Raw genomic sequence first — 15654 nt, 5'->3', positions numbered from 1 at the left:
GCAGAAATAATGCTCCCTATTAACCGAAACACCACATGAACCGACTCCCTTCTTTCTCGCTTCGCCCTGTGGCAGCGTGTCTGATGACCCTGCTGATGATGAGCCTCACAGCCTGCAGCCGCCGCAATGACACCGGCAGCCTCACCATCTTCGGCGGCATCATCCTGATTCTTGATATTCTGGCCCTGATTGACATTTTCCGTCAGCCCTGGTCGCTTGGCAAGAAGATACTCTGGGTTGCCATCATCTGGTTCCTACCGTTGCTGGGCCTGATTCTTTATTACCTCATGGCGGGTCGGGGTAAGTCAAATACCTAGGTCAGCCTTTAGTTCTTCCTAATTAAAAGAGCCCCCGGTAGCAAGTGCTACCGGGGGCTCTTTCGTTAAGTTAAGCTGACAAGTGAATTCGTTTGTCTACTTGTTTCGGTTCAGCAGCTTTTGCTTTTCCATCCGGGCTACGTGGCGGAGCGTCTCGCCCAAGTTGGTGATTTCCGTTACCTGCCAGTAGTCGCCCCGGTCGCGCATCTTCACTTCCAGTACCATGGTGGTATCAAGCTTCGGTTGAGTAAACTCTAAGCCTACCAGTGCCTGTTCGCCTTGCTCGTTCACGTACTTCACTCCCTTAAAGCTGCTCTCTGGGCTGATTACCTTGCTGGCCAAGCCGGCTATCGACACTCTCACCACGCGCTCTGATTGGTTATCGGCCGCGGCTTCTAACGAACCAGTCTCCACGAAGCGCTGAACTTCCTTGCGGGCAGCTTTGGTTAGCTGCGGCTTAGCCAATCCCAGCACGCTCTTCGCCATCAAGCCGCCCCCCGGCACCATCAAGCCCAGCGCCGAGCCCTGGGTAGCTACCTGATCTACTAGGCTACCCGTTACGCTTTCCACGTCCACGTATTTCTCGAAGCTGGCTATGTCGTGGTCGTGTACCGCTTTGGCTGCCTGGCCCAGCGCGAACTTAGGCCCGGTGGTAAGCATGCGGTAATACCAGTAGCCGGCCGCTACAATTACTACCAAGAGAATAATGGGTAAGAGGCGTTTCATGAGTTATTGAGTTGTGAACGTCGATTGGTCTATCGTTCAAAAATAGCGGTTGGGTCCGGTCCGCCTCAATGCACGTTCTGAACAGACCTTTGAGGGCAGTCTAGTATGGTTATCCATTGATGGGCCGACTCGTCTCTACACGTTTCTGCGTATGGATTATGGTTTAGCGTCATTCACCCGCAGATACGCGATGGTGTAGCACTACAAGCCGACAGACCGCTCAAGCTTTGTATAAAGACCGCTGCTGCAGTAGTTCGGTCGTTTTGCTTGCTGGTTTCGTATCAGATCCATGATTCGTTTCGCCGCTCTGTCCGACCGCCCTCGTATCTATGGTCACCGTGGTTGTCGAGGCTTACGACCCGAAAATACCCTGCCGGCCTTCCTACACGCCTTGGAATGGGGTGTCGATGGACTAGAATTGGATGTCATTATTTCGGCCGACCATGAAGTGGTAGTGTCGCATGAGGCATGGCTGAATGCGGCTATTTGCCTATACCCAGACGGGCATAAGCTCACCCCGGAGCAGGGCTTGTCATATAATCTCTACCAACACTCTTATGCTGACATCCGCTGTTGCGACTGCGGCAGCCAGCGCCATCCGAGCTTCCCCGAGCAAGTGCTGGGGTCAGCATATAAGCCTTTGCTGAAAGACGTTTTTATGGCTGTATTCCGTCGCTGTCGCGAGGTGCAGCAAGCCGTGCCTATTTTCTCTGTCGAGCTTAAAAGCAGCCCTGCCACCGATGGCATCTATCATCCCTCGCCACGGCAGTTCGTGGCGCGTGTGCTGCAGGAGCTGACCGAATGTGTGGCCCTTACTGGCCACGAATTTGAAGTGCTGTTGATGTCGTTCGACCACCGCGTGGTGGAGGCCGTTCGGCAGCACTCAGCTTTGCCGGTCTGCTTGCTAATTGAAGATGCTGAACCGGTCGAGCGGCATATTGAGCGGTTGGGTTTTGTGCCCGATGTATTAGGCCCGGATTATGGGCTCATCGACGACGCGCTGCTCAACTTCTGTTCCCAGAAGCAACTGCCTGTTGTAACCTGGACGGTAAACGACGCAGCCCTAATGCGCGACTTAGCTGCAAGGGGTGTATCGGGTATCACCACCGATTATCCTGACCGAGCATCGGCTGTATTTTCAGCGTAACATCTGCAGGCTACTTCAGTGTCAACTTGCCTTAGTTGAGGTAATCTGCGCAGCTGAATAGGGAAGGGGGTATAGCGTCTTTTCAGAGCCGCGGATGCAGTACATAATACAGTCCTCTAGTTGTGCCGCCATCATAGGTCATATAGATGAGTCACAGCGCCAAAACAGTATGTCAAAGCGTGTAATGATACAAGTGTATTGTGTCATCTTTGTTAAGTGTAACTGTAATTGGTGTCTGTATCAATGTTACACGTACTTGAAATTACAGTTACAGTGTCCAAGTGTGTCACTAAAATGTGTACCTATGGTTTTGATACATCTTACATTTTTGTCATCTTTACACCCCTGCTCTTTTACGTCCCCATTCCATGGCTCACCAAGGCGAAATCCTGCAAGAAGTAATCAAAAACAGCGGTATTTCTATTAGCCGCCTCGTGCAAGAGCTGGGTATTACACGTCCGACGATATACCGTAAATTTAAAGAAGCTACACTAGATTACAGTTTTGTTAAGCGTGTAGGGGAGGTAATACAGCACGATTTTACAAATGATTTTGATACACCTGTTCAGTCTCAATTACCCTTTACAGTTACACCAGTTACAAATAGTGTTGCATCTGTTTCTGTAAATAGAGCTGTATCGTTACAATCTGTAGATCAGGACTGTACAAAGTCATTGTTGGCGCTTCAGGCGAAGTACATAGCCCTGTTAGAAGCATATAATGACCTGTTGTTAAAAGTTTATGGGCCTAAGTGAACATGTGATGTTTCACGTGGAACATTTTGTTTCATGCACTTGTACGCCGCCAGTACCACAGGAGTACTAAGTGTTGCAACTCAGCGGTAAGCCACCCGGCTCTAGTGCCAGTAAAATCAGCTCTAAGTTTGAATCCAGGTAAGCCTTAAGCGAAGTGCTACCCTCATAGGGCGCGGATGAGATAAGAGAAGGGAAACAGATATAAAGGGTGAAGAAAATGGCATAACTCCCATAAGCCCGGTAGGCGACGATCTAAGTTGATCGTGAAAAGGCTTCATCGCCTGCTGAGTTAAGACCGAGGCAAACAGTCGAGTTTGCGCTATTCTTAAGCCTCGTAAAGAGGGTGGTTGAAGATGTGGTTCGTGATAAATCTGATAGCCTAATTCTCTACTAAATCCAGCCAGCGGCTTGCCGCTTTAAAAACTCTCATCTCTATAATGAGTAAAAACAAAAACAGCTCACCAGTTAGGTGAGCTGCGAGGAAACAAAGAGAGGGGTAGAGGCACCCTAGAGAAAAACAATCTCCTTGATTAACTCTTCGCCTACTTCGGCATTAATAATTTCGGCCACGCGGGACTTCGCCATAAATAGCTCATGCTTCAGCGGCGACGACGAAAGCCGGACGAAAAGCTTTCCGTTGCGGAAGTACACCTCCTGGGTTTTGAGTGCCACAGCGCGGCCCATGATTCGCTCCCACGAAGACACTACGTACACCTCATTCATCTTGCCCTGGAGTCGGTAGGCCTTCAACAAGGCTTGAATACCTTCCTTCAGCGGAACGACATCAGCCTTGCGAGAAAAATCGGATGCGTTGCGTGATTTCAAGACGAAAATGATAAAATATGCGCGGAGATAGGCATTAGCTAAACTGCTAAAGCCGAGTACAAAGGTAGGGTCAGACGGACTTAAAGTGGCCGAACGGTCCCGTTTTCAACGCGGAAGCGAGCCACTTGTTCGGATAGGCCTGCAAGGGCCCGATCGGTACGCTCGAGGTGAGTGTCAGTCAGGAAGACTTGCCCAAACGTGTGGTTGGCCACCAGCTGCAACAGTCGGGTGATGCGGCGTTCATCCAAGCGGTCAAAGATGTCATCTAGCAACAACAAGGGTTTATGCTGTTTGCTACTGGCCATAATTTCGAATTGAGCCAGCTTAAGCGCAATGGCATAGGACTTCTGTTGACCTTGGGAGCCAAAGCTCTTGACGGCCACGTTATCCATCAGGAACACGTAGTCGTCTTTGTGCGGCCCCACCGAGGTTCGTTGCAGAGCTAAGTCCTTTCGTTCATTAAGCCGCAAGAGCTGGGCAAAGTCCTGGCCGGAGAGCTGGCTCTTATACTCCAGGCTCACGGCCTCTCGACTATCGGCTAATTCCAGATAGTGGCGCTGAAACACCGGGGTAAATTGCTCCAGGAACCTTTGCCGTAAGGTTATCAATTCGGTGCCCGAGGCTACGAGTTGTTCGTCGAGCACCTGCAGGTAATCCCGATCAAAGGTGTGCCGCTCAGCGAACTGTTTTAATAGGGCGTTGCGTTGCTTAAGGGTGAAGCTGTATTGAATGAGCAGCTCCAGGTACGAATGGTCGAGCTGCGAAATTAAGCTGTCGAAATACTTACGGCGCTCCTCGCTGCCCTGTCTTATAAGGTCTGTGTCGTAAGGAGAGATGAGTACCACCGGGTAACGCCCAATGTGGTCGGAGAGGCGGTCGTAAGGCTGCTTGTTGTGGGTGACGATCTTCTTCTGCCCAGCCCGTAAGCTGCACTGTATAGTGTCGGGGGCGGGAGAGAGGGGTAAGCTGAATGTTCCCTTAACTAGGAAGAAGTCGGCTCCCTGCTTAAGACACAGAGCATCGGCAGCCGAAAAGGCGCTTTTGGTCAGAGACAGGTAATGAATAGCATCAAGTAGGTTGGTCTTGCCACTACCGTTCTCTCCCAGAAAGCAGTTGATGTGCGGCGACAGGGTGATACTGGCCTCGTCGTAGTTCTTGAAAAAAAGGAGTTGCAGCGAGTCCAGCGTCATGAAAAGCGTAGGTTTCGGAGTTGCAATGCTTTTACGTACTTTCGCATTCCAAAACCCGAACAAGAAGAGCTACCAATGGCGGATACGAAGGTAAAGGCTGCCTCAAAGGCAACCAATTCGACAGGCAAAGCCAAATCCAAAGCACAGCAGCCGGTGCAGGAGCCCCAGGCTGAAACGGCTGCGCCAGTTGCTTCGCCGCAAGGCGCCAACGCTGAATTTGGCAAAGAAACCTACATGAACTGGTACGAGAGCATGATGCTCATGCGCCGGTTTGAGGAGAAGGCTGGTCAGCTATACGGCCAGCAGAAGATTAAAGGTTTCTGCCACCTATACATTGGCCAAGAGGCTTGCGTAGCTGGTGCCGTGTCAGCCTTGCAGGTAGGAGATAAGTGGATTACAGCGTACCGTGACCACGCGCACCCACTAGCACTTGGCACGACGGCCAATGCCATCATGGCTGAGCTGTTTGCCAAGGAAACGGGTTGCTCAAAGGGCAAAGGCGGCTCCATGCACTTGTTTGATAAAAGTGTAGGATTCATGGGCGGCCACGGTATCGTGGGTGGTCAGGTTCCACTAGGTGCCGGCATTGCCTTCGCAGAGAAATACAACAAGACCGGAAAGCTCTGCATCTGCTACATGGGCGATGGTGCCGTGCGCCAGGGTGCCCTGCACGAGGCCTTCAACATGGCTATGCTGTGGAAGCTGCCGGTCATTTTCGTAGTAGAGAATAACGGCTACGCCATGGGCACCTCGGTAAGCCGGACCTCCAACGTTACCGAGCTGTACACCCTGGGCGAAGCGTATGACATGCCTTCGGAGCCGGTGGATGCCATGCAGGTAGAGGAAGTGCACCGTGCCGTAGCCCGCGCCGCCGAGCGTGCCCGCGCCGGCGAAGGCCCGAGCTTCCTCGAGTTCAAGACCTACCGCTACAAAGGCCACTCCATGTCGGACCCGGCTAAGTACCGGACCAAGGAAGAAGTGGAAGGCTACCGTCAGCGCGATTCTATCGAGAACGTGCGGGCCGTGATTCTAGAGCAACAGTATGCTACCGAAGAGGAACTGACCGCCATTGATGAGAAGATCAAAGCGGTGGTGCTGGAATCGGTAGAGTTTGCCGAAAACTCTCCTTACCCACCCGCCGAGGAGCTGTTCCAGGACGTGTACGTGCAGGGGGATTATCCTTACATCCGCGAGTAACTACCGCTTAAGCCAAAGCCGGGTGACCCAGCAGATTGGTCGCCCATTCTTCTCTCATGTCGAAGATTCCCTACACGCGCAACTCGCCGCTGTCGCGCCCGAACCAAGCGCCGCAGCAGCCGTCAGAGCCGGGTCAGCAGGACCCCAACGCGCCCGTCGAACACCCCCTGCTTGAAGACCCAGACGCGCTGGCAGCGCGCCTGGGCGAGTCGGAGGAGTTCGTTCGTCGGAACAAGAACCTCCTGTTCGGCTTGCTCGCGGCCATCGTGCTGGCGGTAGTAGCTGGCTTTGGCTATTACACGTGGCGGAAGTCGCAGGACGAGAAAGCCCAGGCGGCCATGTTCCAGGCCGTAAACTATTGGGAAGCTGATTCGCTGAAGACCGCCTTGAAAGGCGATGGTCAGTACGAAGGCCTTGAAACCGTGGCTAAGGAGTACAGCGGTACCAAAGCAGGTAACCTCGCCAATTTCTACGCCGGTGCTGCCGCCCTTAAAAACGGCGAATTCCAGAAGGCCATCGATTACCTCGAAGACTTCAGCTCGGATGACCTGCTGCTGCAGGCTCGGGCTTACGCTTTGACTGGTGACGCCTATATGGAGCAGAAGAAGTATCAGGAAGCCGCCAACTACTACCAGAAGGCTGCTGACCATAAAGCCAACGACTACTTCACTCCGGGTTACCTTATGAAGCTAGCCGCTGCCCAAGAAACGCAGAAGGACTTTGGCAAGGCCCAAGAAACCTACGCCAAGATCATTGCCAATTACCCGACGGCAGCTGAAATAAACGATGCCAAGATCTTCCAGGCACGGGCTAAGGCTGCTGCTGGAAGCAAGTAGGTTTAGCATAACAGCGCAAGAGCAGCGCCGTTTTCCGCACCGCGGGAAACGGCGCTGCCTTTTCATGGTGGCATAAAGGTTCTGCTGGGAGAAGTAGATATTTGCACATTGATCCAATAACCCTGACCCCCGCGCAATGGCTACTTCTCTCAAAAACCTAAGCGACTACACGTCCGATCAATTTCCTGACATCAGTGACAAACGCTTCGGGTTGGTAGTAGCCGAATGGAACCGGGCTATTACCGATACCCTTTGCCAAGGCGCATACGAGACACTGCTCAAGCACGGGGCCAAGGAGGAGAACATCTACCGAAACACTGTCCCCGGTAGTTTCGAATTGGGGCTGGGCGCTCAGCTACTGGCGCAGCACGAAGAGATAGACGCCGTCATCTGCCTGGGGGTAATCATCAAGGGGGAGACTCGTCACGACGAGTTTATTAGTCATGCCGTAGCCAACGGCTTGATGAACGTCGGATTGAAATTCAATAAGCCTGTAATCTTCGGTGTACTGACTACCGAAAATGAAGCCCAAGCCTGGGACCGGGCCGGCGGTAAGCATGGCAATAAGGGAGTAGAAGCAGCCGTGACAGCTATTCACATGCTGGGCTTCTGAAGCTTATCAGTACCAAACGATTAAAATGCGTCCAAAACCGTAGCTTTGCGGCTGGAAAGCCGGGCTGAAAGGTCAGTCGATACCCCGGAGTAAAGATGAGGGCCAACGCTACTCGGCACTAATTTTTGCCGATAAGTGTTGCCAAAATACTTAACTATCGGTGTCTTACGATCAGGACGCGCTGGATAAGAATCTTAAATTCAACCGCTTACAACTTTTTCCTGCCCACCATGAGTGAAGAATCACTACGCTACTCCCGGGAAGAACTGGCCGAATTTGAAGCCATTATTCAGGAAAAGCTGACTGCCGCCCGGAAGGAAGTAACGTTCATCAAAGAAACACTGAGCCGCCGCAACGATTCGGGTACCGATACCACGGCCTCGCCGTCGAAGGTACTGGAGGATGGCGCCGACACCGCTGAAAAGGAAAGCTTGAATCAGCTGGCTTCGCGTCAGATGAAGTTTATCCAACAGTTGGAAAACGCGCTGATCCGCATCAAAAACGGTACGTATGGCGTTTGCATTGGAACTGGCAAGCTCATTCCAAAGGAACGCCTGCGGGCTGTGCCGCACACGCAGCACTCCATCGAAGCCAAAATGGCTCGTCGCGACTAACGCGCCGTTTATAATCAGCCGCCCGAATTTGCACGGTCGGTTCTCCGCTCCAGCGTGAGGGAGGCCGAACTGCAGATTCGGGCGCTTTTTTGGTTGCCTGCTAAGCGCACCAAAACCTAAGCGGTGACGTTAGGGACATCATACATAGCCACAACACAGCCCGGCAGCGATGCCGTGCGTCTGACATATTCCCACTATGGGTAAGAAGCAGCATCCCTCTGGCCCCGGCAATCGTCGCCCAGGCCGCCCCGAATCCGCTCCGCAGCGCGGCGGGAAACCTTTCAACTCTTTTGGTGACAATCGTCGCCCCGACGACCGGCGCTCCGACGAAGGCCGTCCGTCGTATGGCCGCCGTGAAGGTGGCAACGATTTTCCTTCGCGGCCGCCGTTTGGTCGTCCTGCGGGTGGCAACAAGCCGAGCTTCGGCAACGGCCCGAGCAACCGTCCATACGGTAGCGGCGATGACCGCCGGCCTGGTCGCCCAAACGACGACCGCCGCGACGCCCGTCCGAGCCGTCCGTACAGCAAGCCTGCTGAAAGTGACGATGCTGCAGACTTCATGCGCGGCCGCTTAAACAAACCGGACTTCAAAGGTCTTGATCGGCCTTCTTCAGGCGACGACGCACCGCGTCGCAGCTTTGACCGTCGGCCAGAAGGCAATGACCAGAACCGGCCGCGTCGTAGTTTTGGTGGCGACCGTCCCGGAGGCTTCGGTGCCAGCCGTCCGAGCTACGGTGCTCCCCGCAGTGGCGGCAACTTTGGCGGCGAATCGCGCCCTAGTCGTGAAGAACGGCCGGCTCGCCGTTTTGAAGGCGGTAGTGATGCTCGAGGTGGCGATTCTCGCCCGCCCCGTGGCTCCCGTGCGCCTGGAAGTGAAGATTCGCGGCAAGAGCGCGGTTTTGGTCGCCGCTTTGGCAACGATGAGCAGCGGCCTGAACGTGGTAATACTGACCGCCGTTTCAACAGTGATGACCGCCGTCCAGCCGGTGCTGGCCGCTTCGGCCGCTCGGATGAGCAGCGTCCAAATGCACCCGGCCGCTTCGCCCGTCCTGCCGATGACCGTCCGCGTTTTGGTGGGGATAGCCGTTTTGAGCGTCCTAAGCGTGACGAGCGACCAGAGCGTGGTGACCGTCCCGAGCGCAATGAGCGGCCTCGGCCGGAGCGCTATAACCGGGAGGAGCGCGCCGTGTTTGGTCGCCAGGCGCGTCCGGAAGCATTGGGTGGTAAGCCGCGTGGTAAACGCGACGAGCAGCGCGACGAACTTCAAGAGGCTCCGTCGTACAAAAACCTGAAATTCTACGAGGAAGATAAAACCCGTGGTAACAAGCGCCGCCGCGAGGAGCAAGAAACGGATGATACTATCCGGCTGAACCGCTACATCGCCAATGCGGGTATCTGCTCGCGTCGCGAGGCCGATTCGCTTATCGAAGCCGGAGAAATCCGGGTGAATGGCGAAGTGGTAACCGAGCTGGGCTATAAAGTGCAGCCCTCCGACACGGTGCATTACGGCAAGACCAACCTGAAGCGCGAGAAGCAGGTGTATGTGCTGCTGAACAAGCCCAAGGACTTCCTGACTACTACCGACGACCCCGACGGCCGTAAGACCGTGATGGATCTGGTAAAGAATGCCTCCAAAGAGCGCATCTTTCCGGTAGGTCGCCTCGACCGCAATACCACCGGCCTGTTGCTGTTTACCAACGACGGGGAGGTAGCCCAGAAGCTGAGCCATCCCTCGCACCGCAACAAGAAGGTGTACCAGGTGGAGCTGGATAAAGATCTTACTGACGAGCACCTGGCGCAGATTGCAGCTGGCATCGAGCTGGAAGACGGCAAAGCTGAAGTAGACGACGTAGCAGTAGTTGCCGGTAACCCGCGTTTCGTGGGCATCGAAATCCATATCGGTCGCAACCGCATCGTGCGCCGCATTTTCGAGCACCTGGGCTACGATGTGAAGACCCTGGACCGTGTGCAGTACGCTGGCTTGACCAAAAAGGACCTACCCCGCGGCCACTGGCGCTATCTGACCGAAAAAGAGGTAATTCGCCTGAAATATTTCATGTAGGCACGCAACCCCAGCCGCTCCGGCTGGGCTCTTACGAAAGCGGCCTGGTCCTAAACCGGCCGGGCCGCTTTTCTACACATGACCACACTCGTCCTCGATATCGGCAACACAGCGGCCAAGTACGGCGGCTTTCAAGGTTCGGCTTTAGTCGAAGCTGGAATCGTTGCCATGCCCGATGAGTTGGTGCAGGTAGTGCAGCAGGTGCAGCCAGAGCATATGCTAATAGCTTCCGTGGCTGCTCCAGCTGAGCAGTGGGTCGTGATGCTAGCTGGTATGGTGCCTGGCCGGCTGCTTACCTTTCGGCCTGGTGAAAGCCAGGTACCGCTCGCCAATGCTTACGCTACGCCACACACCTTGGGGGCTGATCGGTTGGCTGCAGCGGTGGGAGCGGCCCACTTGTTGCCCAACTGCCCGGTGCTAGTGGTGGATGCTGGTACTTGTATCAAATGCGACTTAGTGACGCCGGATGCTACCTACCAAGGAGGTAGCATTGCACCGGGGCTGCGCATGCGCCTACAGGCTATGCACGCCTTTACGGGCCGTTTGCCCGAGTTGCCACTCCCCAGTGTGCAGGAGGCAGCGGCGCTAGTGGTTTGTGGAACTGATACCCGTTCGGCCATGCTGAGCGGCGCCTTGCTTGGAGCCGTAGCTGAAGTCAACGGTATTATCGAGAGCTACCGTGCGCAGTACCCTACTTTGTCGGTGGTGCTGACCGGGGGCGACGCTGCGTTTTTTGAATCGCGGCTCAAAGGCCGCATCTTTGTCATTTCCGAGCTGGTTTTGCTCGGGCTTCACCGAATACTGGTGCATAATGTCGGGTAATAAACTGACCGCACTGGCTCTGCTGAGCTTGCTGGGGGCCACTTCAGCAGCTTCAGGGCAGGGGCTCGGCAACTCGCCGTACTCACGCTTGGGCCTAGGCGATTTTAACGAGAATACCGGCGGTGTCCGGCAGCAAGGCATGGGTGGTGTGGGCTTAGCAGCCCCAAACGCTGTGCAGATCAATGATCTGAACCCGGCCTTGGTGTACTACACCAACCGCACGACGTACGAAGCTGTGCTGGCTGGACAGCTCAAGCAGCTGCGCAGCAACAGCGCCTCGCAACGTACCGGCAATGCCACGCTGGGCTATCTGTCCTTTGGAGTGCCCATATCGCGGCGCTGGGGGCTGGCGGCCGGTCTGAAGCCGATAACTGCTGTGGATTATCAGTCTTCTTCCCTGAGCGCCGTAACAGGCGACCCCACGGCGCAGGTGCGGACCCAGTACACAGGTTCCGGTGGGCTTAGCGAGGCCTACGTAGCCCAAGGGGTGCGAATTGCCAAAGGGTTGACCGCCGGTGTAACTGCTTCGTACGTATTCGGTGCGATTGAGCGCTCCACGCTATCGATTGTGGTTCCTAATCCCTCAACCCTCGTCTACTCGGATGAAATAACAAGGCAAGCCGGCACCACCGAGCGCACCAAGTTCAACGACTTTGCTTTCCGAACGGGCTTGCACTACCGAAAGGAGCTGTCAAGCAAATTGTCGGGCAACCTGGCTGCGGTGTACAGCTTTCAGTCTGATCTGAGCGGCCGCCGTACGGTGCAGCAAGATCAATTCGACATCAATGGCAGCCCAATATTGGATGGTAGCAACAACCCCATCCTGGCTCCGTTGCTGCTGCAAGACAACGTGGCTATAAATACCACGCTCCCTGCGGCTGTGCAGGTGGGAGTGAGCCTCGATAACAACAAGAATTGGAGCGTCAGCGCTGACTTCTCGCAGCGTCAGTGGTCGAAGTTTCGCGATGCTAACGCCCTACAGGGTGTTACGTTCGATGATACTTGGCGGGTGGGTGTAGGCGGCGAGATTTCGCCGGATCCGACCTCCGTTACGAACTATTTCCAGCGGGTAACTTACCGCTTCGGTCTGAGCGCGGCGCAGCTCCCGTACCGGCCGGGCGGGCAGACGCTCTATGATCGGGCCGTGAGCTGGGGTTTTAGCTTCCCCTTCCCGACGCAGTCGGCGCTGGAATCGACCAACATGAACCTGGCCTTCACCTATGGCCAACGCGGTAACAACGAACAGGGCGGCATCAAAGAAAACTACATCAAGGCGCAGCTGGGCTTCTCGCTCAACAGCCGGTGGTTCCTCAAGCGCCGCATTGAATAGTACTTGTGAAAGCGTTAGCCGCCAAATACTGGTTGGTCGCCGCGCTGGCAGCGGGACTTATGCTCGGCAGTTGCCAAGATAAGGTAGATGCGCCCAAGAAAAAGGTAGAATACGCCGGGCCCACCATGATTACTGCCAACGTGACGACGCTTTTCAGTGACTCGGCACGGCTGCAGGTACGGCTCACGTCGAAGCTGGAGGAAACCTACGAAAACGGCGACTTGGTGTATCCGAAAGGCATGGATATTACCTTCTATGCCAAGGATGGGCTAAGCGTGGTGAATACGCTCCGAGGTAACTACGGCAAGTTTACCCGCGCCGACAATCGCTACGTGGTGCGCGGCGACGTGCGCGTGCGCAATGAGGAAAAACAGCAGAGCCTGAATACGGAAGAGCTGTTTTACGACCGTCCCCGCGGCCGCATATACACCGAAAAAGAAACCCAAGTGCGGGTACAGACACCCACCGAAATTTTGACGGGTAATGGCCTGGAAGCCAACGAAGATTTCTCGCGCTACCGAATCCTGAAGCCCACGGGCGTGTTTACCGTGGAAGAAGGGGCCGATACGCCCCAACGTTAAGCTGTAACGCTCATGAAGCTGCCTGCCTTCGATCGTGACCTGGGCCGTACCGTGCTGTTTTCTTTAGCGGTGGTGCTGATGGTTATCGGAATCCACCGCACCATTGTAGAAAACGATTTGCCAGGTAATTACACGTTTTTCGCGTTGTCGGCTGTTTTCTTGCTGATACATCGCGCTTTACGCCGACCTGAACCTGAAACGCCTGCTCCAGCTGCCAAGTCGGCACCGGCCCGTAAGGCCCAAAGCAAGCCTGGCAAACGGCGCTAGCGGCGGTACTTTTGTCAATTGGGGCAAAAGGGGTTATTTTGCACGTCTTTCCGCGTATTCTTTGCTGCTTACTTTCAACTAAATGGCTTTAATCAACACCATCCGCGAAAAATCAGGCTGGGCCGTCGGCACCGTGGCCGTCGGGATGTTGCTTTTCATCGTGGGCGGCGACCTGATCGGGGGAAACAACCGCTTGTTTAACCGTCAGGACACCAGCGTCGGCGAAGTAGCCGGGGAAGACGTGAGCCTGGAAGAGTTTAACGCCGCTCTGGAACAGTCAAAAGACGCATTTGCGGCGCAGAATGGCCGTCAACCCACCGAGCAGGAACTACAAAGCCTGCGCGACCAAGCTTGGAACCAGCTGGTATTCCAGCGGGCTTTCCGCCCTGAGTTCGAAGAACTGGGCCTGAAAGTGACCGACGAAGAACTGACCGACATGGTGCAGGGCAAAAACATTCACCCGACCATCAAGCAGGCTTTCACCGATCCGCAAACCGGGCAGTTCGACCGCGCCAAGGTAATTGAGTATCTCCGCTCGCTCGACAAAATGGCCCCGCAGCAGCAAGCTGCTTGGTACAGCTTCGAGCAGAACCTGCCACAGGAGCGCCTGGGTAGCAAGTACTACGCGCTGCTGCGCAACACGGAGTACGTGACCACAGCCGAAGCCCAGCGCTTCGATGCTGCCCAAAACAGCCGCGCCAATGTGCGCTATCTGTTCGTGCCGTACTTCAGCATCTCCGATTCGGCCGTGAAAGTGTCAGACTCGCAGCTGCAGGACTACATCAACCGCAACAAGAGCCGCTACAAAGTGCAGGATGGCCGCGACCTGGAGTATGTAGTGGTGAACGTGACGCCTTCGGCCGAAGACAGCACTTCCGTGCGCCAGAGCATGGATCAGCTGGCGCAGCAGTTCCGTACTGCTCCGAACGACTCGCTGTTTGTGCGCCTGAACTCCGATCAGCCCTACAACGGGCAGTTTGTATCGCCGGCTGATCTGCCCGAGAAGCTGCGTCAGCAGTTGCCGCTGCAGGAAGGCCAGGTGTACGGTCCCTTCGCCGAAAACGGTACTTATTCGCTGTACAAAATCACGGGTACCAAAGCTGGCGCTGTGTCAGCGGCCCGCGCCAGCCACATCCTGATCAAGCCCGAAGGCTCTACTCCGGACGCTGATGCTCAGGCCAAAGCCAAGGCGCAGGACATCCTGAACAAAATCAAAGCCGGCGCCAACTTCGCCGACTTGGCCAAGCAGCACGGCACCGACGGCACTGCGCCGGTAGGTGGCGACCTGGGTTGGTTTACTACCGGCCGCATGGTACCGGAGTTTGAGAAAGCCGTGTTTGGAGCTTCGTCGGCTGGTTTGCTGCCGAATCTGGTGAAGACCTCCTTCGGCTACCACATCGTGAAGGTGACGGCTCCGAAGACCAGCCAGACCTACCGCGTGGCAGCCGTACAGAAAAGCATCGTGCCTTCTGACGCTACCAACGAAACTGCTTACCAGCGCGCTCAGGAGCTCAAGGCTGCGGCTGGCGACCTGGAATCGTTCCGCAAAGCCGTAGCGGCCGACAAAACCTTGCAGAAGCAGGAAGCCAAGGGCGTAGGCAAAACCGACGCCGTAGTAGGTACGCTGCCAAACGCTCGCGAAGTGGTGCGCTGGGCCTTCAACAAAGACACCAAGACCGGCGAAGTATCGGAAGTGTTCCAGGTAAACGACCAGTACGTCATTGCCGTGCTGACGGGAACCCGCCAGGAAGGTACTGCTGACGTAGCGGCTGTGAAGCCGGAAATATCGGCCTTCGTACGCAACGAGGAAAAGGCCAAGCAGATCATGGCCAAGCTTAAGGGCAACACGCTGGAGCAAATGGCTGCCGCTTACGGTGCCAACGCTCAGGTGCGCGAGGCCAACGACGTAACGCTGGGTCAGGGCGTAATCCCGGGCTTGGGCAACGAGCCGGTGGCTGTGGGTGCTACGTTCGGCTTGAAGCCGGGGCAGCGTTCGGCGCCCATCCAGGGTGAGCAGGGCGTGCTGGTGGTAGAGCTGGTTAGCAAAAACGAGCCTACGACGCCGTCGCAAGACCTCAAGGCTGTGCGCAACCAGTTGCAAACTATGCGCAGTGCGCGAGCCAACGGCGCTATCTACGAAGCTGTGCGTCAGAAAGCGGAGGTGAAAGACGAGCGCGTGAAGTTCTTCTAAGCCGCAGCCGATTACCGTAACTGCCAAAGGGCCGTATCTTTCCGGGATACGGCCCTTTTTCGTACGCAACGGGCGCTGCCGAGTCATGTCTTTGGCTTTCAGCGGCCGAGCTTGAATGAAACCCTGCCTAGTAGTGTTGAGCGCGCAGAGCCGTTTTGTTTGTTGTCGATAGAACCTACCT

The 15654-nt window shown here is 55.5% G+C and carries 16 protein-coding genes; 13 read left to right on the top strand and 3 right to left on the bottom strand.

What is annotated here, in order from left to right; genetic code table 11:
* Positions 1-35: 35 nt before the first annotated feature.
* The gene (locus tag AC5FXY_RS02855; RefSeq protein WP_493555115.1) at positions 36-317 is read left to right on the top strand and encodes a PLD nuclease N-terminal domain-containing protein; all 282 of its coding nucleotides are present in this window, start codon (positions 36-38) and stop codon (positions 315-317) included.
* Between the two features lie 96 nt (positions 318-413).
* Here AC5FXY_RS02855 and AC5FXY_RS02850 read toward each other — a convergent pair whose 3' ends face one another.
* Positions 414-1043 (bottom strand): hypothetical protein, encoded by a 630-nt coding sequence (locus AC5FXY_RS02850; RefSeq protein ID WP_493555114.1) that lies wholly within the window; start codon positions 1041-1043, stop codon positions 414-416.
* A 289-nt stretch (positions 1044-1332) separates the two neighbouring features.
* Here AC5FXY_RS02850 and AC5FXY_RS02845 point away from each other — a divergent pair, with 289 nt between their 5' ends.
* Positions 1333-2190: a glycerophosphodiester phosphodiesterase family protein gene (locus AC5FXY_RS02845; protein WP_493555113.1), complete on the top strand. Its 858-nt coding sequence runs from the start codon at positions 1333-1335 to the stop codon at positions 2188-2190.
* Between the two features lie 368 nt (positions 2191-2558).
* Positions 2559-2945: a winged helix-turn-helix transcriptional regulator gene (locus tag AC5FXY_RS02840; protein ID WP_493555112.1), complete on the top strand. Its 387-nt coding sequence runs from the start codon at positions 2559-2561 to the stop codon at positions 2943-2945.
* Positions 2946-3452: 507 nt separating this feature from the next.
* Here AC5FXY_RS02840 and AC5FXY_RS02835 read toward each other — a convergent pair.
* Both AC5FXY_RS02835 and recF read right to left on the bottom strand, forming a co-directional pair.
* Entirely contained in the window at positions 3453-3770 is a 318-nt protein-coding gene (locus AC5FXY_RS02835) for a DciA family protein (RefSeq protein ID WP_493555111.1), read from the bottom strand.
* A gap of 80 nt (positions 3771-3850) precedes the next feature.
* A complete protein-coding gene (gene recF, locus AC5FXY_RS02830; RefSeq protein ID WP_493555110.1) occupies positions 3851-4960 on the bottom strand; it encodes a DNA replication/repair protein RecF in 1110 nt (369 codons plus the stop codon).
* A 75-nt stretch (positions 4961-5035) separates the two neighbouring features.
* Between recF and pdhA the strand changes: the two genes are divergently transcribed.
* From pdhA to AC5FXY_RS02780, 10 genes are all read left to right on the top strand, one after another.
* Positions 5036-6157 (top strand): pyruvate dehydrogenase (acetyl-transferring) E1 component subunit alpha, encoded by a 1122-nt coding sequence (gene pdhA, locus AC5FXY_RS02825; protein WP_493555109.1) that lies wholly within the window; start codon positions 5036-5038, stop codon positions 6155-6157.
* Positions 6158-6213: 56 nt separating this feature from the next.
* Complete coding sequence (locus AC5FXY_RS02820) at positions 6214-6993, top strand: tetratricopeptide repeat protein (protein WP_493555108.1); 780 nt, start codon at positions 6214-6216, stop codon at positions 6991-6993.
* Between the two features lie 136 nt (positions 6994-7129).
* On the top strand, positions 7130-7606 hold the full coding sequence (ribH, locus tag AC5FXY_RS02815; RefSeq protein ID WP_493555107.1) for a 6,7-dimethyl-8-ribityllumazine synthase: 477 nt from the start codon (positions 7130-7132) through the stop codon (positions 7604-7606).
* 230 nt (positions 7607-7836) lie between these two features.
* The gene (locus AC5FXY_RS02810) at positions 7837-8220 is read left to right on the top strand and encodes a TraR/DksA family transcriptional regulator (RefSeq protein WP_493555106.1); all 384 of its coding nucleotides are present in this window, start codon (positions 7837-7839) and stop codon (positions 8218-8220) included.
* 196 nt (positions 8221-8416) lie between these two features.
* Positions 8417-10282, top strand: coding sequence for a pseudouridine synthase (locus AC5FXY_RS02805; protein WP_493555105.1), 1866 nt, complete (start codon positions 8417-8419; stop codon positions 10280-10282).
* Between the two features lie 78 nt (positions 10283-10360).
* A complete protein-coding gene (locus tag AC5FXY_RS02800; protein WP_493555104.1) occupies positions 10361-11104 on the top strand; it encodes a type III pantothenate kinase in 744 nt (247 codons plus the stop codon).
* On the top strand, positions 11094-12434 hold the full coding sequence (bamG, locus tag AC5FXY_RS02795) for a BamG family beta-barrel-assembly machinery protein (protein ID WP_493555103.1): 1341 nt from the start codon (positions 11094-11096) through the stop codon (positions 12432-12434). The genes AC5FXY_RS02800 and bamG overlap by 11 nt, the downstream gene beginning before the upstream one ends.
* A gap of 5 nt (positions 12435-12439) precedes the next feature.
* A complete protein-coding gene (gene lptC, locus AC5FXY_RS02790) occupies positions 12440-13015 on the top strand; it encodes an LPS export ABC transporter periplasmic protein LptC (protein ID WP_493555102.1) in 576 nt (191 codons plus the stop codon).
* A gap of 12 nt (positions 13016-13027) precedes the next feature.
* The gene (locus tag AC5FXY_RS02785; protein WP_493555101.1) at positions 13028-13282 is read left to right on the top strand and encodes a hypothetical protein; all 255 of its coding nucleotides are present in this window, start codon (positions 13028-13030) and stop codon (positions 13280-13282) included.
* Positions 13283-13364: 82 nt separating this feature from the next.
* Positions 13365-15473 carry a peptidylprolyl isomerase gene (locus tag AC5FXY_RS02780; RefSeq protein ID WP_493555100.1) on the top strand — a complete coding sequence of 703 codons (2109 nt, stop codon included), beginning with the start codon at positions 13365-13367 and terminating at the stop codon, positions 15471-15473.
* Positions 15474-15654: the final 181 nt, after the last annotated feature.

Source organism: Hymenobacter sp. FMD4 (assembly GCF_058932745.1).
Note: the sequence above shows the minus strand (reverse complement) of the source record. Positions and strands in the feature narration are given on the sequence as shown.